Source organism: Geodermatophilus sp. DSM 44513, from assembly GCF_032460525.1.
GTDB lineage: Bacteria > Actinomycetota > Actinomycetes > Mycobacteriales > Geodermatophilaceae > Geodermatophilus.
Window position 1 is genome coordinate 1,420,908 of sequence record NZ_CP135963.1, and the last position, 18,307, is coordinate 1,439,214.

The 18,307-nt window shown below is 76.7% G+C and carries 17 protein-coding genes; 12 read left to right on the plus strand and 5 right to left on the minus strand.

Annotated elements, in window-relative coordinates:
* Positions 1 to 59 precede the first annotated feature (59 nt).
* Complete coding sequence (locus RTG05_RS06940; protein ID WP_166528025.1) at positions 60 to 830, minus strand: enoyl-CoA hydratase-related protein; 771 nt, start codon at positions 828 to 830, stop codon at positions 60 to 62.
* 115 nt (positions 831 to 945) lie between these two features.
* Between RTG05_RS06940 and hemW the strand changes: the two genes are divergently transcribed.
* The 6 genes from hemW to RTG05_RS06970 all read left to right on the plus strand — a co-directional run bounded on the left by hemW (position 946) and on the right by RTG05_RS06970 (position 7,022).
* Positions 946 to 2,166, plus strand: a complete 1,221-nt coding sequence (gene hemW, locus RTG05_RS06945) for a radical SAM family heme chaperone HemW (protein WP_166528026.1) — start codon at positions 946 to 948, stop codon at positions 2,164 to 2,166.
* Between the two features lie 69 nt (positions 2,167 to 2,235).
* Positions 2,236 to 3,171 carry a MerR family transcriptional regulator gene (locus RTG05_RS06950; RefSeq protein WP_315912399.1) on the plus strand — a complete coding sequence of 312 codons (936 nt, stop codon included), beginning with the start codon at positions 2,236 to 2,238 and terminating at the stop codon, positions 3,169 to 3,171.
* 102 nt (positions 3,172 to 3,273) lie between these two features.
* Positions 3,274 to 4,146 carry a bacteriorhodopsin-like gene (locus RTG05_RS06955; protein WP_166528029.1) on the plus strand — a complete coding sequence of 291 codons (873 nt, stop codon included), beginning with the start codon at positions 3,274 to 3,276 and terminating at the stop codon, positions 4,144 to 4,146.
* Positions 4,147 to 4,161: 15 nt separating this feature from the next.
* Positions 4,162 to 5,163, plus strand: coding sequence for a beta-carotene 15,15'-dioxygenase, Brp/Blh family (locus tag RTG05_RS06960; RefSeq protein ID WP_315912400.1), 1,002 nt, complete (start codon positions 4,162 to 4,164; stop codon positions 5,161 to 5,163).
* 156 nt (positions 5,164 to 5,319) lie between these two features.
* Positions 5,320 to 6,420 (plus strand): sensor histidine kinase, encoded by a 1,101-nt coding sequence (locus RTG05_RS06965; RefSeq protein WP_166528031.1) that lies wholly within the window; start codon positions 5,320 to 5,322, stop codon positions 6,418 to 6,420.
* The gene (locus RTG05_RS06970; RefSeq protein ID WP_166528032.1) at positions 6,417 to 7,022 is read left to right on the plus strand and encodes a response regulator transcription factor; all 606 of its coding nucleotides are present in this window, start codon (positions 6,417 to 6,419) and stop codon (positions 7,020 to 7,022) included. The genes RTG05_RS06965 and RTG05_RS06970 overlap by 4 nt, the downstream gene beginning before the upstream one ends.
* A gap of 59 nt (positions 7,023 to 7,081) precedes the next feature.
* Here RTG05_RS06970 and RTG05_RS06975 read toward each other — a convergent pair whose 3' ends face one another.
* A complete protein-coding gene (locus tag RTG05_RS06975) occupies positions 7,082 to 7,399 on the minus strand; it encodes a type II toxin-antitoxin system VapB family antitoxin (protein ID WP_166529562.1) in 318 nt (105 codons plus the stop codon).
* A gap of 252 nt (positions 7,400 to 7,651) precedes the next feature.
* Between RTG05_RS06975 and hrcA the strand changes: the two genes are divergently transcribed.
* Genes hrcA through RTG05_RS06990 form a run of 3 tightly spaced genes read left to right on the plus strand, consistent with a single transcriptional unit; the run spans position 7,652 to position 10,603 of the window.
* Positions 7,652 to 8,674 carry a heat-inducible transcriptional repressor HrcA gene (gene hrcA, locus RTG05_RS06980; protein WP_166528033.1) on the plus strand — a complete coding sequence of 341 codons (1,023 nt, stop codon included), beginning with the start codon at positions 7,652 to 7,654 and terminating at the stop codon, positions 8,672 to 8,674.
* Positions 8,675 to 8,691: 17 nt separating this feature from the next.
* Complete coding sequence (gene dnaJ / locus RTG05_RS06985) at positions 8,692 to 9,822, plus strand: molecular chaperone DnaJ (protein WP_166528034.1); 1,131 nt, start codon at positions 8,692 to 8,694, stop codon at positions 9,820 to 9,822.
* Between the two features lie 13 nt (positions 9,823 to 9,835).
* A complete protein-coding gene (locus tag RTG05_RS06990) occupies positions 9,836 to 10,603 on the plus strand; it encodes a 16S rRNA (uracil(1498)-N(3))-methyltransferase (protein WP_166528035.1) in 768 nt (255 codons plus the stop codon).
* Between the two features lie 118 nt (positions 10,604 to 10,721).
* On the opposite strand, the gene RTG05_RS06995 is transcribed toward RTG05_RS06990, so the two are convergent.
* Genes RTG05_RS06995 through RTG05_RS07005 form a run of 3 tightly spaced genes read right to left on the minus strand, consistent with a single transcriptional unit; the run spans position 10,722 to position 14,043 of the window.
* On the minus strand, positions 10,722 to 12,350 hold the full coding sequence (locus RTG05_RS06995; protein ID WP_315912401.1) for a PhnE/PtxC family ABC transporter permease: 1,629 nt from the start codon (positions 12,348 to 12,350) through the stop codon (positions 10,722 to 10,724).
* Entirely contained in the window at positions 12,347 to 13,066 is a 720-nt protein-coding gene (locus RTG05_RS07000; protein ID WP_315912402.1) for a phosphonate ABC transporter ATP-binding protein, read from the minus strand. Before RTG05_RS07000 ends, RTG05_RS06995 begins: the two co-directional genes overlap by 4 nt.
* 5 nt (positions 13,067 to 13,071) lie before the next feature.
* A complete protein-coding gene (locus RTG05_RS07005) occupies positions 13,072 to 14,043 on the minus strand; it encodes a putative selenate ABC transporter substrate-binding protein (protein WP_166528036.1) in 972 nt (323 codons plus the stop codon).
* A 304-nt stretch (positions 14,044 to 14,347) separates the two neighbouring features.
* Between RTG05_RS07005 and RTG05_RS07010 the strand changes: the two genes are divergently transcribed.
* The 3 genes from RTG05_RS07010 (at position 14,348) to RTG05_RS07020 (ending at position 18,306) form a co-directional block, all read left to right on the plus strand.
* Positions 14,348 to 15,526, plus strand: a complete 1,179-nt coding sequence (locus tag RTG05_RS07010; protein ID WP_166528037.1) for an ABC transporter substrate-binding protein — start codon at positions 14,348 to 14,350, stop codon at positions 15,524 to 15,526.
* 75 nt (positions 15,527 to 15,601) lie between these two features.
* On the plus strand, positions 15,602 to 16,477 hold the full coding sequence (locus RTG05_RS07015) for a branched-chain amino acid ABC transporter permease (protein WP_166528038.1): 876 nt from the start codon (positions 15,602 to 15,604) through the stop codon (positions 16,475 to 16,477).
* On the plus strand, positions 16,477 to 18,306 hold the full coding sequence (locus RTG05_RS07020; RefSeq protein ID WP_166528039.1) for a branched-chain amino acid ABC transporter ATP-binding protein/permease: 1,830 nt from the start codon (positions 16,477 to 16,479) through the stop codon (positions 18,304 to 18,306). Before RTG05_RS07015 ends, RTG05_RS07020 begins: the two co-directional genes overlap by 1 nt.
* The last annotated feature ends 1 nt before the right edge of the window (position 18,307 follow it).

Consider the following 18,307-nt stretch of genomic DNA (forward strand, 5'->3'; position numbering starts at 1 on the left):
CACGACCATCCCCGGGGGAGGACCCGCCGCGCCGTGTCCGGCCACCCAGCGGCACGCGCTCAGCCGGGGGCGGGCACCCAGCGGGCCGGGCGCTTCTCGCGGAACGCGGCGATGCCCTCCTGGCCCTCCTCGCTCGCGAAGAACCGCGCCGAGAGCTCCAGCAGCTCGTCGGCCGACCCGCGCAGCCCCCCGGCACGCAGCAGCCGCTTGGTCTCGGCCAGCGCGGCCGGCGCCCCGGCGGCGAGCGCGGCGACCTGGGCCGCCACGGCGGTGTCCACCTCGGCGTCGGGCACCGCCAGGTCCACCAGCCCGCCCGCGGCCGCCGCCGCGGCGTCGAACACCTCGCCGGTGAGCATCAGCCGGTGCGCCACGTGCGGCACCATCCGCGGCAGCACGACCGCGGAGATGACCGCCGGCACGATGCCCAGCCGGACCTCGGAGAAGGCGAAGGTCGCCGAGTCGGCGGCGACGACGACGTCGCAGGCGGCGGCCAGCCCCACCCCCCCGGCCCGCGCCGGCCCGCGCAGGACGGCCAGCACCGGCTTGGGCGAGCGCCACACCGTCTCCAGCAGCGCCGGCAGCTCGCGCACCCCCTGGTCCCCGGACCCGCCCCCGGCCGCCTCGGTCAGGTCCATCCCGGAGCAGAAGACCCGGCCGGTGTGGTCCAGCACGACCACCCGCACCGCGTCGTCGGCGAGCGCACCGGCCAGGGCCTCGCGCAGCCTCGCCCGCATCGCCCGGGACAGCGCGTTGCGGTTGGCGGGGGAGTCCAGGGTGAGGGTGGCGACCCCCCGGGACGTCGAGACCTGCAGCACGGTGTCGTCGCTCACGAGCCCTCCTCGCTGGCGCTCGTCGGCCGCGTTCGCGGCGCTGCTGTGCTCATGCGTGAGCTCGCATGCTCGCTCACGAGCCCGCATCCTGCCCGGCGCGGCAGACTGGGGTCAGATGAACACCGTCCTGCCGCTGCTCGAGGCCCCGTCGCAGACCCTGCCGCTCCCCGCCGGCGCCCGCGCGGGCCTGGCCGGCACCCCCTTCGGGCTCTACGTGCACGTGCCGTTCTGCGCCACCCGCTGCGGCTACTGCGACTTCAACACCTACACCGCCGACGAGCTGGGACCGGGCGCCAGCCGCACCGAGTACGCCGGTACCGCCATCGCCGAGCTGCGGCAGGCCGCCGAGACCCTCGGCCCGGAGCTGCCCACCGTCGCCACCGTCTTCGTCGGCGGCGGCACCCCCACGCTGCTGCCCGCCGACGACCTGGCCGCCGTCCTGGCCGAGGTCCGGCGGCTGTTCCCCGTGGCCGACGACGTCGAGGTCACCACCGAGGCCAACCCGGAGACGGTGACCCCCGCCTCGCTGGCCACCCTGCGCGCGGCCGGCTTCACCCGGGTCAGCCTGGGCATGCAGTCCGCCGCCGAGCACGTGCTCGCCGTCCTCGACCGACGGCACACCCCCGGCCGCGCCGTCGAGGCCGCGCGCGAGGCCCGCGCGGCCGGTTTCGAGCACGTCAACCTCGACCTCATCTACGGGACGCCGGGGGAGACCGACGCCGACTGGGCCGCCTCGCTGGACGCCGTCCTGGCCGCGCCGGTCGACCACGTCAGCGCCTACGCCCTCATCGTCGAGGAGGGCACCCGGCTGGCCCGCCGCATCGCCCGCGGCGAGCTGCCGCAGCCCGACGACGACGTGCTCGCCGACCGCTACGAGCAGGCCGACGCCACCCTGCGCGCGGCCGGCTTCGACTGGTACGAGGTGTCCAACTGGGCGACGGGTGCGGCCGCGCGCTGCCGGCACAACGAGCTGTACTGGTCGGGCGCCAACTGGTGGGGCGTCGGGCCCGGCGCGCACAGCCACGTCGGCGGGCTGCGCTGGTGGAACGTCAAGCACCCCGCCGCGTACGCCGGCCGCCTGCTGCGCGGGGAACGCCCGGTGCAGGACACCGAGCTGCTGGACGACGACGACCGCGCCCTGGAGGCGGTGATGCTCGGCCTGCGGCTGCGCGCCGGGCTGCCGCTGACCGCGCTGTCCGACGCCGGCCGGCTGCGCGCCGCGGACGCCGTCGCCCGCGGGCTGCTCGAGCCGGGCGCGCACGCTGCCGGCCGCGCCGTCCTCACCGACCGCGGGCGGCTGCTCGCCGACGCCCTGGTCCGCGACCTCACCGAGTGAGGACGGGTGCCCTCCGCGCGCAACGGGCACCTGCGCGACGGCCGGGCGCCGCCGTGTGACCATCTGCCGATGGAGCAGCTCTCGGTCGGCGAGGTGGCCGCCCGGCTCGGCGTCTCGTCCTCCGCGGTGCGCATGTGGGGGACCCGCTACGGGCTGGTCGCCTCCGCGCGGTCCGTAGGAGGCCACCGCCGCTACACGCCCGAGGACGTCGCCCTGCTCCAGGCCGTGCACGAGGCCGTGCTGTCCGGCACCGACCCGGCCGCGGCGGCCGCCGCCGTGCGCGGCATCGCGGACGTCGAGGGCGCCGGCGGCGGTCCGCGGCGCCGCGCCGGCGCGGGCGGCACCGGGCTGGCCGTGCCCGGTGCCGGGAAGGCGGCGCGCGGTCTGGCCCGGGCCGCGGCCCGGCTGGACGAGATGCGCGCCGAGGACGCCGTGCTGGCCGCGCTGCGCGACACCGGCACCCTGGTCGCCTGGGACGACGTCGTCCGCCCGGTGCTCATCGCCGCCGGCGCGCACTGGGCGGCCACCGGGACGGGCATCGAGATCGAGCACCTGCTCAGCCAGGCGGTGACCACGGCGCTGGTGCGGCACGCCGCGACGCTGCCCGAGCCGCCGTCGGAGCGGCCGGTGCTGCTGGCCGGGGGCCCGCAGGAGGAGCACGTCCTCCCGCTGCACGCGGCCCGGGCGGCGCTCGCCGAGGACGGCGTCCCGTGCCGGCTGCTCGGGCCGCGCACGCCGGTGCCGGCGCTGGCGAGCGCGGCCCGCCGGACCCGGGCCGCCGCCGTCCTCGTCTGGCTGAGCCGGCCCGACCAGGCGGCCGTCGAGGGCCTGCCCGAGCTGGCGGCCGCCCACCGGAGGGTGCGCGTGCTGGCCGGCGGCCCGGGGTGGGACGGCGCGGACACCGGAGCGGCCGCCGTGCCCCGGGACCTCGCCGAGGCGGTCGAGGGCCTCGGGCAGGCGTGGCGCCGTACCCAGCCCGGTCGCCGGATCAACCCGACGCGCTGAAGGAACTTGCACAACTTACTTCCGAGGGTGCATGATCGGCACGGGGCCGGGGGGCCCGGCCTCGACGACTCGGCAACGTCGCCGTCCCTCAGGAGTCCACCCATGGGAACTGACACCGGAATCTTCGTACCGGAGCTCTCAGCTGTTCAGTACTCCACCGTCTACAACCTGTTCAGCCTGGTCATCGCGTCGATGATCTTCACCGCGCTGTACCTGCTGTTCTCGCGGAACCGGGTCGCGCCGCGCTACCGCAACGCGATCGTGGTCTCGGCGATCGTCTGTGGCATCGCCGCCTACCACTACATCCGGATCTTCGACAACTTCCAGTCGAGCTACCCGGCGGGGGAGACCATCGCCGACCCGCACCTGCTCTCCAACGTGGAGTTCAACGAGGGCTACCGGTACGTCGACTGGCTGCTCACCGTCCCGCTGCTGCTCATCGAGACGGTGGCGGTCATGGCGCTGGCCAAGAGCGAGGCGCGCCGGCTGCTGTGGAAGCTGGTGCCGGCGTCGGCGCTGATGATCGCCCTCGGCTACCCGGGTGAGATCACCAGCGAGGTCGGCCCGCGACTGCTGTGGGGGACGCTGTCGACGATCCCGTTCATCTACCTGCTGTGGGTGCTCTTCGTCGAGCTGACCAAGTCCATCGACCGTCAGCCGGTGGAGGTGCAGCACACCATCAAGATGCTGCGGCTGGCCCTGGTCGGGCTGTGGGGCGTCTACCCGATCGCCTACCTGTTCCCGGTGATCGGCGGGGACTTCTTCGGTGGTTCCGACGGCTTCGTCCTGCGGCAGGCCGGCTACAGCATCGCCGACATCCTCGCGAAGGCGGCCTTCGGTCTGGCCATCTACAAGATCGCCCGGGTGAAGAGCGCGCTGGAGGACCCGGCGTACGACGACGACCACGCCGTCCCGGGCCCCGGCGACGGAACGGCCGCCCGGCCCACCCCCGGCCGCGACACCGTCGCGGCCTGACCCAGGGCGGTCGTCGTGACCGTCGCACCACGGACCGCCGCCGCCTCCGCGGCGGCGGTCCGCCCGCGCTCCGGCACCCTCCCCGTCCCGCGGCCCCGCGCGCTGCAGGAGCTGCCGGTGCTCACCCGGCTGCCGGTGGCCGTCCTGGCCGCCCTGCTGCTGCTCAGCGTGCTCGCGCCCGGGGCGGCCGCCGCGGCCGCGCTGCCGATCGCGGTCGTCGGCGCGGTCGTCGGCATCCCGCACGGCGCCGTGGACCACCTGGTCCCCTGGTGGTGGTCCGGCGGCCGGCAGGCCCCGCGGCGCACCCTCGCCCTGGTCACCGCCGGGTACGCGGCCGTCGCCGCCGCGGCCGCCGCGGCGCTCCTGCTGCTCCCCACCCCGGCGCTGGCCGCGGCCCTGGTGCTTTCCGCGGTCCACTTCGGCCGCGGCGAGGTGGTCGCCTGGGCCGAGCGGGCCGGCCGGCCGGTGCCCGGACCGGCCACGGACCTGCTGCCGTGCGCCGCGCACGGGCTGGCCGTCGTCGGCCTGCTCCTGTGGGTCGACCCGGCCACCACCGACCCCTGGGTGCGGGCGCTGTCGCCCGCCATCGCCGACGCCGCGCTGGCCAGCCGCACGCCGGGGCTGGTGCTGGTCGCGGTGACGGTCGCCGCCGCGACGGCGTGGCTGCTCGCCCGGGGGCGGGTGCCCGACGCCGGGGAGCTCCTGCTGATCGCCGCCGTCTTCGCGGTCGCCCCGCCGCTGGCGGCCTTCGGCGCCTACTTCGGTCTCTGGCACGCCGTCCGGCACACCGGCCGGCTGCTGGACCTCGCCCGCCCCGCCGGGGGAGGGCCGGGGTGGGGCCCGGCCGCCCGCCGGCTCGCCCGGGCGGGCGCGCTGCCGAGCGCCGTCGCGCTGGCCGCGGTGGCGGCGCTCTGGCAGCTGGGCGACGTGGCCGGCCTGCAGGCGCAGGTCAGCGTGCTGCTCGCGCTGACCTTCCCGCACGCCGCCGTGGTCTGGGCGCTGGACCGCCGGGGCTGACCCGGCCTGACGGATGTCAGTCGCGGGTGCCGACGTCCGGTACTGCCAGGACGCCGCACCGGGCGCCACACTGCCCCGGTGGACCTGCCGACCGAGGGCGCTGGAGCGTGGGGGAGCGGTGGCGGGCGCGGGCCGACGGCGCCCCGGTCCGGCTCCGTGGACCCCCGCACCCGCTGGGCGCGCGTGGGCTGGGCGCTGCCCTGGCTGCTGTTCCAGGCGTTCCCGCTGGCCGACCTGGCCGCCACCCCGCGCCCGGCCGCCGTCCGGGTGGTCGCCCTCCTGGGCCTGGCCACCTTCACCGCCGTCTACCTGTCGGTGTTCGCGCGGATGGCCGACCGCTGCCGCGAGGTGCCGTGGCGGGCGCTGCTGGTGGTGGCGGGGCTCGGCGGTGGACTGGCCGTGTGGCTGGGGCCGTCCTGGGCCGGTCTGATGATCTACGTGTCGGCGGCCGCGGCGGCCGGGCTGCCCGCACGGTGGGTGTGGCCGGCGGTCCTCGGGGCGGCGGGGGTCTCCGCCGCGGTGCTGGCCGGCCACGACGAGCTCGGGGACCTCGTCGTCCTCCCGGTGATCTGCCTGCTCACCGCGTTCGCGCTGCGCGGGACCCGGCACCTGGTCTCGGTCAACGCCGAGCTGGTCGAGGCCCGCGACGAGCTGGCCCGCTCCGCCGTCGCCGAGGAGCGGCTGCGCTTCGCCCGGGACCTGCACGACCTGCTGGGGCACAGCCTGTCGCTCATCGCGCTGAAGTCCGAGCTCGCCGGGCGGCTGGCCGAGCGCGACCCGGCCCGCGCCCGCACCGAGATGGCCGACGTCGAGGCCGCCGCCCGCCGGGCGCTGGCCGAGGTCCGCGAGGCGGTGAGCGGCTACCGGCAGATCGGGCTGGCCCTGGCGCTCGCGGAGGCCCGTGCCGCGCTGTCCGCGGCCGGCACCGCGCTGCGGGCGCCGTCACCCCTGCCGGAGCTGCCCGGCCCGGTCGACGCCGTCCTCGGCTGGGTGGTGCGCGAGGCGACGACCAACACGCTGCGGCACAGCGGCGCCCGCACGGTCACCGTCGACCTGTCCCGCACCGGGGAGGACGTCGTCCTGACCGTCACCGACGACGGCCGCGGGCCCGGCGACGGCGCCGCCGGGTCGGGGCTGTCCGGCCTCGCGGAGCGGGTGGCCGGCCTGGGCGGGCGGCTGGAGCACGGCCCGGGACCCGGCGGCGGCTTCCGGCTGTCCGCCCGCGTGCCGGTGGCCGACCGGGTGGGCGCCCGGTGATCCGGGTGCTGGTCGCCGAGGACCAGGCCATGGTCCGGGGCGCGCTGCGGGCGCTGCTGGACCTGGAGGAGGACATCGACGTCGTCGCCGAGGTCGGCCGCGGGGACCTGGTGGTGGACGCCGCCCTCGCGCACTCCCCGGACGTGGCGCTGCTGGACATCGAGATGCCCGGCTGCGACGGGCTGGAGGCCGCCCGGGCGCTGGCCGCCGCGGTCCCCGGCTGCCGGGCCGTCGTCCTCACCACCTTCGGCCGCCCGGGCTTCCTGCGCCGTGCGATGGAGGTCGGCGCGGCCGGGTTCCTGGTCAAGGACGCGCCCGTGGCGGAGCTGGCGCGGGCCATCCGCGCCGTCGTCGCCGGGGAGCGGGTGATCGACCGGGATCTCGCCGCCGCCGCGCTGGCGCTGGGGGCCACGCCGCTGTCCACCCGCGAGGCCGACGTGCTGCGCGCGGCCGCGGACGGCGCGACGGTCGCCGACATCGCCCGGCGGCTCTTCCTGTCCGAGGGGACGGTGCGCAACTACCTGTCCTCGGCGATCGGCAAGACCGGCGCGCGCACCCGGGTGGAGGCCGCTCGCGTGGCCGAGGAGAAGGGCTGGCTCTGAAAGGACCCTCCTGCCCCCCACCGCTCGCGAGCTCGCGGCGGGCCCCTGCAGGAGGGCCGTCAGCCGCGGATGGCGGGGACGATCGCGTCGAGGTCGAGCACCCGCACGTGGATGACGGTGCGCTGCTGCAGCGCGGCCCGCAGCGCCCGGTGCAGGCCGTCCTCCAGGTACAGCTCGCCCCGCCACAGCACGGCGTGCGGGAACAGGTCGCCGTAGAAGGTGGAGTCCTCGGCCAGCAGGGTGTCCAGCGCCAGCTCGCGCTTGGTGGTGGTCAGGGTGTCCAGCCGGACCTGGCGTGGCGGGACCATCGCCCAGTCCCGCGCCGACAGGCCGTGGTCGGGGTAGGGCCGGCCGTTCCGGACCGCCTTGAAGATCAGGGGGGAGCCTCCGCTCTGCACCGCCCGCGTGGGCGCCGGACCGCCGTCCACCCTATCGGCGGCGTCCCGGGCCCGTCCGGCCCCGGTCCCGGGACTCGCCGCGAGCGGGAGGCGGACGGGGTCCGTCGCGTATGCTGGCCTGGCACTCTGTCCGCGCGAGTGCCAGTGCCAGTGCCGGGCTCCGCGGCCCGGGTGGCGGGGCTCCGGCCGGAGGCCGCCCGACACGTCGACCGGTACGGGGGAGGTGTCACCGTGGCGCACGACGAGCGCCGCCTGCAGGTCCTGCGGGCCATCGTCCAGGACTACGTGTCGACCAACGACCCGGTGGGCAGCAAGGCCCTCGCCGACCGGCACGACCTCGGTGTCTCACCGGCCACCATCCGCAACGACATGGCGGTGCTGGAGGAGCAGGGCTACATCACCCAGCCGCACACCAGCGCCGGCCGGGTGCCCACCGACAAGGGCTACCGGCTCTTCGTCGACCGGCTCTCGGCGGTCAAGCCGCTGTCGGTGGCCGAGCGGCGGGCGATCGAGCGCTTCCTCGACGGCGCGCTGGACCTGCACGACATCCTCAGCCGCACGGTGCGGCTGCTGGCCCAGCTCACCCACCAGGTCGCCGTCGTGCAGTACCCGACGCTGTCGCGCAGCGCCGTCCGGCACCTGGAGGTGGTGCAGGTGGCCGCCGCCCGGCTGCTGCTGGTGCTCATCACCGACACCGGCCGGGTGGAGCAGCGGCTCGTCGACTGCCCGGTCGACTGCGACGGCGACGACGTCGCCGACCTGCGGGCGCTGCTCAACCAGACCTTCGTCGGCACCCGGCTCACCGACGCCGCCGGGCGGGTGCCCGACCTGCTGGACACCGCACCGCCGCACCTGCGCCGGCTGGTCGCCGCGGTCAGCGCCGCCCTGGTCGAGACGCTGGTGGAGCCGGGGGAGGACCGCCTGGTCGTCGGTGGGACGGCGAACCTGGCCCGGGTCGCCGTCGACTTCCCCGGCAGCCTGCGCCCGCTGCTGGAGGCGCTGGAGGAGCAGGTCGTCGTGCTGCGGCTGATCAGCGAGGTGGACGCCGGCGGCGCCGTCCTGGTGCGGATCGGCGAGGAGAACGCGCACGAGGCGCTCTCCGGTGCGTCGGTCGTCTCCGTGGGGTACGGGTCCGGTGACCACGCCCTCGGCGGGCTCGGCATCGTCGGCCCCACCCGCATGGACTACCCGACCAACATGGCCGCGGTGCGCGCCGTGGCCCGCTACGTCGGCCAGATCCTGGCCGAGAGCTGAGGACTGAGACTCTCCCGATGGCAACCGACTACTTCGCCGTGCTGGGCCTGCCCCGCGGTGCCAGTGACACCGACGTCAAGAAGGCCTACCGGCGGCTGGCCCGGGACCTGCACCCCGACGTCAACCCCGAGCCGGAGGCCAAGGAGCGCTTCCAGGAGGTCAGCCGCGCCTACCAGGCGCTGACCGACCCGGACAAGCGGCGCATCGTCGACCTCGGCGGTGACCCCTTCGACACCGGCCCGGGCGCGGGCGGCGCGGGGGCCGGCGGGTTCGGCGGGCCCGGGTTCGGCGGGCTCGGCGACATCATGGACGCCTTCTTCGGCGGCGGGGCCGCGCGCGGCCCGCGCAGCCGGGTGCAGGCCGGCGGCGACGCGCTGATCCGGTTGGACCTCGACCTCGACGAGACGGTGTTCGGCACCACCCGGGACATCACCGTCGACACCGCCGTGCTGTGCGACGCGTGCACCGGTGCCGGCACCGCGCCGGGCACCCACGCCACCACCTGCGCCACCTGCTCCGGGCGCGGGGAGGTGCAGAGCGTGCAGCGCTCCTTCCTCGGCCAGGTCGTCGCCACCCGCCCGTGCCCGACCTGTGCCGGCACCGGTCAGGTCATCCCCGAGCCGTGCGCCAAGTGCGGCGGGGACGGACGGGTGCGCGCCCGCCGCACCATCCCGGTCAAGGTGCCCGCGGGCGTGGAGGACGGCATGCGGATCCGGCTCACCGGCCACGGCGAGGTCGGCCCCGGCGGTGGCCCGGCCGGCGACCTGTACGTGGAGATCGCCGAGCGCCCGCACGAGGTGTTCACCCGGGACGGCGAGGACCTGCACTGCCGGGTCACCCTGCCGATGACCGCCGCGGCGCTGGGCACGACGCTGACCCTGGAGACCCTCGACGGGCCGGAAGAGGTCGACATCCGCCCGGGCACCCAGTCCGGCAGCGTGCTCACCCTGCGCGCCAAGGGCGCCCCGCGGCTGCGCGCCACCGGCCGCGGCAACCTGCTGGTGCACGTCGAGGTCGAGACGCCCACTCGGCTGGACGCCGAGCAGGAGAAGCTGCTGCGCGAGCTGGCCGCCCTGCGCGGTGAGGACCGTCCGGCGGCCGCCGGCTCGGAGAACCACGGCGGGCTGTTCTCCCGGCTGTTCAAGTGAGGCCGGAGGCCGCATGAGCACCGTGCCCACCGACGACCGGCTGCCCGAGCTGGACGGGGCGCCGCTGTTCCTGCTCGACGAGCTGCCCGACGCCGTCGAGGTGCTGGTCGGTGGGTCCGAGGGCCGGCACGCCGTCGACGTGCTGCGGTTGACCCCCGGCGAGCGGGTGCGCGTCGGCGACGGTCGCGGCACCGTCGCGGAGGGCGAGGTCGCCGCCGCCGGGCCGGAGGGGCTGCGGGTCGCGGTCTCCGCCCGCCACGAGGTGCCGCTGCGGGCGCTGGAGCTGGTGCTGGTGCAGGCGCTGCCCAAGGGCGACCGCGGCCCGCTGGCCGTGGAGCTGGCCACCGAGCTCGGCGTCGACCGGATCGTCCCGTGGGCGGCCGCCCGCTGCGTCACCCGCTGGCGGGAGGACCGTGCCGCGAAGGGCGTGGCGCGGTGGCGGGCCGCGGCCCGGGCGGCCAGCAAGCAGTCCCGCCGTCCCCGCGTGCCCGAGGTCACCGACGTCATGACCACCCGGCAGGTGTGCGGGGAGCTCGCCGACCTGGACGTGGCGCTGGTGCTGCACGAGCAGGCCCGCCACCCGCTGGCCCGCGTCGACCTGCCGTCGTCCGGCTCGGTCGCCGTCGTCGTGGGGCCCGAGGGCGGGCTCAGCGACGGCGAGGTGGTCGCGCTGAACGCCGCCGGGGCCCGCCCGGTGCGGCTGGGCCCGGAGGTGCTGCGCACCTCGACCGCCGGCGCCGCCGCGCTGGCCGCCCTGTCCGTCCGCACCCGCTGGGCCTGACCCGCGGGCCGCGCCGATGATCAGCTGAGCTGGTCATCGCCGGTCCTGGCTCACTGCCGGTCGTGAGCCAGGACCCGTCACGGTGAGCCCGGACGCGTCCAGCCGGCCGGGGGACGCATCAGCGCAGGGCGGCCCGGGCGCGGTCGCTGACCACGTCGACCGCCCAGGTCAGGACGACGACCGCGGCGAGCACCGTGCTGACCGCGGCCCAGTCGAAGGTGGCCAGCTCCGCGGCCAGCAGTGCGCCGAGCCCGCCGGCCCCGAGCAGCCCGACCAGCACCGTGTCCCGGACGGCGACCTCCCAGCGGTGCAGCGCGTGAGCCAGCACCGGCCCGGCCGCCCGCGGCGCGATGCCGTAGAGCCACGTCGCCACCGGCCGGGCACCGAGTGCGGTGAGCGCCGCCCGCGGCCGCGGGTCGAGCTCCTCGGTGGCCTCGGCCGCCAGCCGGCCCAGCACCCCCAGCGCGCCGGCGGCCAGCGCCAGCGCCCCGGGCAGCACCCCGGGACGCAGCACGAACAGCGCCACCAGCGCCCACACCGGCGGCGGCACGGTGCGCAGCAGGAGCAGCCCGGCCCGTACCAGCGCCCCGGTCACCCGCCGGGCCGGCGTCGGCCGCTCCGGGCGGGCAGCGGCGCCGGCCAGCAGCACCGCACCCAGCAGCGCGACGGCGACCGCGACCACCGACATCTGCACCGTGTCCACCGCCAGCCCGCCGATCGTGCGCAGCAGGCCGCCGTCGGTGGCCGGCGGCCAGGCCGCGCCGCCCACGTACGCCAGCTGCTCGACGGTGCCCGCCGACACCAGCGACGCCGGGGACAGCGCCAGGTACCAGGCCGACCACGCGACCAGCACCACGGTCCCCACGACGGCCGCGGTGAGCACCGGGTCCCGCCGTCCGGACGGCTGCGACGACAGGGCTGGCGGCGGCGCGGCCAGCCGCCGGCGCACCGCCCGCCCGCCGAGCTCGGCGAGCAGGCACAGCCCGGCGAGGGCGTAGACCGCCGTCCACACCTGCGCCCAGCGCAGCGAGGCGAAGGACAGCGCCAGCTGGTAGCCCAGCCCACCGGCACCCACCATGCCGAGGACGACCGCCGACCGGACCGCGCACTCCAGCCGGTAGAACGCGTAGGACAGCAGCCCGCCCGCGGCCGGGGGCAGCAGCCCGTACAGGGCGGCGGCCGGGCGGCGGGCACCGGCGGCCAGCAGCGCCCGGTAGGCCCCCCGCGGCACCTCGTCGACCAGCGCGGCGAACACCTGGGCGGTGGCCGCACCGGCGGGCAGCCCGATCGCCAGCACCGCGACCCAGGGGTCCAGTCCCAGCACGTTGACCAGCAGCAGCCCCCACACCGCCTCGTGCAGTCCCCGCGGGACGGCCAGCAGCCCGCGGGCGGCCCACCGGCCGGCCCGGCGGCGTCCTCCGGTGCCCCGGGAGAGCAGCGCCGCACCGGCGACGCCGATCGTCAGCGCCAGGGCGGTGCCGGCCGCGGCGTGCCCGACGGTGACCAGCACCGACCGGCCGAGGACGCCGAGGAACTCCGCGTCGGTCGCGGGGGAGAGGGCCGCGGCGGCGAACCGGCCGACCTGCGCCGTCCCCCCCGGGTTGACCACCCCGCCGCCGAACAGCCCGGCGCCGGCCAGGGACCACACCAGCAGCCCCGCCGCGGCGAGCCCCCACGCCCAGCGGCGCCGGTCCCGCCGCAGCCGGGGAGCGGCCGGGGCCACCGGCCGGTCGAGCAGGGCCGTCACGCCGGCGTCCCGTAGCACCCCGCCAGGTCGGCCGCCGACAGCGCGGCCACGGGGCGGTCCAGTACCACCCGGCCGCCGGCCAGGCCGACGACCCGGTCGCAGTGCCGCCGCACCAGCCCGGGGTCGTGCAGGGCGGTCACCAGCGCACCGCCCCGGGCCGCCGCCAGCCCGCCGAGCAGGGTCAGCGCCCGGTCGGCGAGCACCGGGTCCAGGGCGGACGCCGGCTCGTCGGCCAGCACCAGCTCCGGGCGCTGCACCAGCAGGCGGGCCAGGGCGACCCGCTGGCGCTGCCCGCCGGAGAGCCGGTCGGTGCGCGCGAAGACGCGGTCGGCCAGGCCCACCTGCTCCAGCGCTGCCCGCACCTCGGGCAGGCCCTGCGGGCGCACCAGCGACCAGGCCGCCCGCGCCGCCGACCAGTCGGCCAGCCGGCCGGCGTTGACCTCGTGCACCACGCGCAGCCGGCCGACCAGCTCCAGCGACTGGTGCACGGTGCCGATCCGGGCGCGCACCCGCCGGTCGGCGGGGGAGCCGCCGAGCACCCGCACCGACCCGGCCGTGGGCAGGACCGACCCGTTGGCCACCGCGAGCAGCGTGGACTTGCCAGCCCCCGACGCGCCGACCAGCGCGACCCGCTCGCCGGGGCGCACGGTCAGGTCCACCCCGTCCAGCGCGGTCGTCCCGCCGTACCGCACCGCGACACCGGCCAGCCGCAGCACGGCGGTCAGCGGAGCAGTCCCAGCTCGCGGCCGACCTGCTCGATGCGGTCGTGCTCGCCCGGCTGCACCGGGACGAACGCGCCGGCACCGAGGAGGTCCAGCACCGGGTCGCCGGGGGGCAGCCCGGTGAGGAAGGCGACCAGCCGGTCGTGCAGGTCGGGGACGCCGGTGCGCCCGGCCGCCGCCGGGTGCAGCAGCCAGTGGTAGTCGGCGTACGGGGGCGTCTCGGCGTAGCGGACGACGGCCGGGTCCACCGCGCCCTCCGCGGTCCGGGCCCGCCAGACCTGCGCGTTGAGCACCCCGGCCTCGTAGGTGCCGGAGGCCACCAGCGCCAGCGTGGCGTCGTGCGAGCCGGCGAACCCGGGCCCGCCGGGGAAGCCGTCGGGGTCGACGCCGGCCTCACGCAGGAACCAGGCGGGCATCAGCCGGCCCGACGTCGAGGTCGGGCTGCCGTAGGTGAACCGCAGCGGCGCGAGGGCGGCGAGGTCGCCCGACGGCGCCAGCCCGGTCGCGGCGTTGACGACGAACACCGAGGTGAAGGCCCGGTCGATGTCGCGCTGGGCGACCGGCCGGGCGCCGGGGGTCTGCAGCCGGGCCTGGACGCCGGTGAGACCGCCGAACCAGACGAGGTCCAGGTCGCCGGTGCGGAACAGGGAGACGGCGGCGGCGTAGTCGGTGACCGGGGTGTACGTCACCTGCAGGTCGAGGGCGGTGGCCACCGCGTCGGCGACGGTGCCGAAGACGCGCTGCAGGACCTCGGGGTCCTGGTCGGGGATCGCGCCGACGCGCAGTGCGGCCGGTCCGGACGGTGCGGCGGCGGAGGCGCCGCAGCCGGTGAGCGCGACGGCGGCACCGGCGGCGAGCAGCGCGCGACGGGACAGCGTGCGACGGGACAGCGTGCGACGGGACAGGGCGGGGGACGGCGGGCGGGGCGGGGCTGCGGGGCCACCCGACCGGGCGGCACGTCGACTCCCCACTACGTCCTCGACGTCCTCGAGCAGGGACGGGGGACGGGCACGGGCACCTCCGGGGCCGGGGACGGGCCCCCATCCTGTACCGGCCCCGCCACCGGCGCCCCGCCCCGTGCCAGGTCACGTTCTGGGCACGGTGCCACCGCCCGGGTCGGGCTGCCGCGCCCGGGTGCTTAGTGTGTCGGCGGCCACGCGCCGGCCGGTACCGGCCGGCCGCACGACCTCCGCGGGGCACGGGGCCGTCCCCGGCCGCCGCCGGTGCCGCTCCGCCGGCCCGGTGCGGGCGTCGTGCACGAACCAGGGGAGAGACATGCGCGTCCACCTGCACACCGCCGTCGTCGCCAGCGCGGCGGCCCTCGTCCTCACCGCCTGCGGCTCCGGCGACACGGGCGGGGGTGCCGCCACCGCCTCCGGGGAGCTCTCCGGTGAGGGCACCGGGGACTCCTGCACCATCGAGGGCGAGGTGCCCATCGGTGCGGTGCTCAGCCTCACCGGTGCCGCGGCCAGCTACGGGGAGTCCCAGCAGCGCGGGCTGGAGCTGGCCGCCGCGCAGCTGGCCGAGAAGGGCGGCGTCACCTACGCCCTGCAGGTCGAGGACGACCAGACCGACCCCCGGCAGGGCATCACCCTGTTCGACCAGTTCGTCACCGACGGCGTCAGCCTGATCATCGGCCCGACGCTGTCCAACACCGCGGTGCAGGCCGACCCGATCGCCCAGGAGGCGGGGGTCCCGGTGCTGGGCATCTCCAACACCGCGGCCGGCATCACCGACATCGGCGACTACGTCTTCCGCAACTCGCTCACCGAGCAGGCCGTCATCCCGCAGACCATCGCCAAGGCCACCGAGGAGTTCGGCCTGCAGGACGTGGTGGTCATGTACAGCAACGACGACGCGTTCACCGAGTCCGGATACGAGGCGTTCTCCGCCGCGCTGGAGGCCGAGGGCGTCACGGTGAGCGAGACGATCACGTTCGCCAAGGCCGACACCGACTTCCGGGCGCTGCTCACCCAGGCCCAGCAGAGCGACCCGGACGCCATCGTCGTGTCCGCGCTGATCGAGGCGGCGATCCCGCTGGTCACCCAGGCCCGGGAACTCGGCATCGACGTGCCGATCATCGGCGGCAACGGGTTCAACAACCCGCGCCTGATGGCCGACGCCGGGCAGGCGGCCGAGGGTGTGGTCGTGGGCGCGGCGTGGAACTCCGCGTCGGACAACCCGGAGAACACCGCGTTCCTGGCCGACTACGAGGCCGAGTACGGCGCCCAGCCCGACCAGTTCGCCGCCCAGGCCTACGCCGGCCTGATGCTGGTCGACCAGGCCGTCCGCGCCAACTGCGCCGCCGACCGGGAGAGCATCAAGGCCGCGCTCGGCGAGCTGCAGGACGTGCCGACCGTGCTCGGCCAGTTCTCCATCGACGAGAACCGGGACGCCGAGCACCCGGCGGTCGTGCAGGTCGTCCGCGACGGGGCCTTCGCCGTCCTGGAGTGACCCCGCCGCCCCCTCCGGCCCGGGCGGCCGGAGGGGGCTCCCGGGCCCGGGACCCCCGACCAGACAGGGACGGCTGTGCAGCAGCTCCTCAACGGCATCTTCATCGGCTCGATCTACGCGCTGTTCGCCATCGGCTTCACCCTGGTCTTCGGCATCCTGGACCGGCTGAACCTGGCCCACCCCGCGGTCTTCGCCGCGTCGGCGTTCGTCGGCATCGAGCTGGTCGCGCGGGGCGGGCTGTCGCTGTGGGCGGCGCTGCCGGTGGTGTTCGTCTTCGGCGCGGTGCTCGGGCTGGTGATCGAGCGGCTGGCCTTCCGCCCGCTGAAGAACCGGGCCGACGCCCACTTCGCCGGGCTGATCTCCTCGATCGCGCTGGCCGGCATGCTCATCGCCCTGCTGCAGTGGCGCTACGGCCCGGACACCCGCCGGTTCCCAGCCGGCGCCTTCCCGGAGGACCGCTACGAGGTCGCCGGCGCGCAGGTGACCCTGGCCCAGCTGGTCATCCTCGCCGTCTCCCTCACCCTCATGGTGGGGCTGACCTACATGGTCACCCGAACCCGGCTGGGCCGCGGCATGCGCGCGGTCGCGGAGAACCCCACCGCGGCCCGCGTGCTCGGCGTGGACGTCGACCGGATCACCGCGGTCACCTTCGCCATCTCCTCGGCGCTGGGCGCGGTCGCCGGCGTGCTGTTCGCCATCAACGTCAACACCGCCCAGCTGGGCATGGGCTACGCCATCGAGCTCAAGGGGCTGGCGGTCATCATCGTCGGCGGCATGGGCTCGCTGCCCGGCGCTCTCATCGGCGGCCTGGTGCTGGGGCTGGCCGAGGTGTTCGCCGTCCAGTACATCGGCTCGTCCTGGCGGGACGTGATCGCCTTCGGCCTGCTGTTCCTCATCCTGCTGGTACGCCCGCAGGGCCTGCTCGGCGCCCGGAAGGTGCGGGAGGTCTGATGCTCGCCCAGTACGCGACCCCGCTGACCTTCATCGCCCTCGGCGCGGTCTTCGCCTACTCCTTCTACGCCGTCCTCATCGCCGGTCAGCTGAGCCTCGGCCAGGCCGGTTTCGCCTCGCTGGCCGCCTTCACCGCCGCCAGCCTGGCCCCCAGCGGCGACGACGTCGGCGACGTGCCCGCGCTGCTGACCGCCGTCGTGATCGGCATGGCGGTCGGCGCCCTGGCCGCGGTCGTGCTCGGCCTGCCGACGATGCACCTGCGCGGGGTCTTCCTCGCCATCGCGACCCTCGGGTTCGCCGAGGCGGTGCGCGTCGTGCTGCTCAACCTGGAGTGGACCGGCGGCGCGCAGGGGCTGGCCGTGCCGCGCGTCCTCACCGTCGGGATGGCCTGGACCGCGCTGGCCGTCGTCGCCTACTGGTTCTGGCGGATGGGCCCCTCCCGGTACGGCCGGGCGCTGGAGGCCATCCGCGAGGACGAGCTCGCGGCCCGCTCGATGGGCATCGACGTGGGCCGCCACCGGCTCGCCGCGTTCGTCACCTCCGGTGCGGTGGCCGGCCTGTACGGGGTGCTGTTCGCCTACTACGTACGACTCATCGCGCCCAGCGACTTCGACTTCGCCGCCGCCGTCGACGGCCTGGTCACCGCGGTGCTCGGCGGCTCCACGATGTTCCTCGGGCCGATCCTGGGCAGCGGCTTCCAGACGATGGTCCCGGAGGTCCAGCGGGCGATCGGCGTGGAGGCGGGCTGGATCCGGCCGTTCCTCGCCGGCCTGCTGCTGCTCGTGGTCATCCTCTTCCTGCCCGGCGGGCTGACCAGCCTGATCCCGCGGCGCACCCCCCGGGTACCGGCCGCCGGGGACGGCGACCTCTCACCGGGGCTGGCCGGCCGCCGGCACCCGGCGCCGGGGGAGACGGTGGTCGCCCTGGCCGGCCTGTCCAAGGAGTACGGCGGCGTGCACGCCGTCCGCGGCGTCGACCTGGAGGTCCGCAGCGGCGAGGTCGTGGGCCTGATCGGCCCCAACGGCGCCGGGAAGACCACCCTGGTCAACATGGTCAGCGGGCTGGTGCCGCCCAGCTCCGGCACCGCCACGGTGCTCGGCACGGTGGTCGGCCGGGCCCCCGTGCACCGGCTGGCCGCAGCCGGCGTGAGCCGCACCTTCCAGCACTCCAAGCTGTTCAACCGGCTGTCGGCGCTGGAGAACGTGCTGGTCGGTGCCCACCTGGTCAGCCGGCCCACCTTCCTGCGCCGCCTGCTGTGGCTGCCCTCGGCCCGGCGCGACGAGCGGGCGGCGCTGGAGCACGCCACCCGCTGCCTGCAGCGGGTCGGGCTCGGTCACCTGGCCGGCACCCGGGCCTCCGCGCTGTCCTACGGCGACCAGCGCCGGCTGGAGATCGCCCGCGCGCTGGCCGCCGAGCCCTCGCTGCTGGTCCTGGACGAGCCGGCCGCCGGCATGAACCACGTCGAGGCCGGGCAGCTGTCGGAGCTGATCCGGTCGCTGGCCCGCGACGGGCTGACCATCCTGTTCATCGAGCACAACGTCGGGATGGTCCTGGAGACCTGCACGCGAGTCGTCGTCCTCGACTTCGGGCAGGTCATCGCCAGCGGGACGCCGGCGCAGATCGCCGCCGACCCCGCCGTCATCGAGGCCTACCTCGGCACGGCGGACGCCGACGACGGCGAGCCGGCCCGCGGGTCGGTCGCCGACGGCACCCTGGCCGACCCCACCGGCGGCGGCGACGGCGGCGCACCCGGCACCCTCACCGACGTCCGACCGAGCGTGGCCGGCACGCTCGACCCCCCGGACACCACCCCGAGGAACGCGACGTGAG

Bases quoted from the DNA above. Each gene is read 5' to 3' on its own strand.
- hemW (WP_166528026.1), top strand. From the start codon at position 946: ATGAACACCGTCCTGCCGCTGCTCGAGGCCCCGTCGCAGACCCTGCCG.
- RTG05_RS06950 (WP_315912399.1), top strand. From the start codon at position 2,236: ATGGAGCAGCTCTCGGTCGGCGAGGTGGCCGCCCGGCTCGGCGTCTCG.
- RTG05_RS06955 (WP_166528029.1), top strand. From the start codon at position 3,274: ATGGGAACTGACACCGGAATCTTCGTACCGGAGCTCTCAGCTGTTCAG.
- dnaJ (WP_166528034.1), top strand. From the start codon at position 8,692: ATGGCAACCGACTACTTCGCCGTGCTGGGCCTGCCCCGCGGTGCCAGT.
- RTG05_RS06990 (WP_166528035.1), top strand. From the start codon at position 9,836: ATGAGCACCGTGCCCACCGACGACCGGCTGCCCGAGCTGGACGGGGCG.
- RTG05_RS07010 (WP_166528037.1), top strand. From the start codon at position 14,348: ATGCGCGTCCACCTGCACACCGCCGTCGTCGCCAGCGCGGCGGCCCTC.
- RTG05_RS07020 (WP_166528039.1), top strand. From the start codon at position 16,477: ATGCTCGCCCAGTACGCGACCCCGCTGACCTTCATCGCCCTCGGCGCG.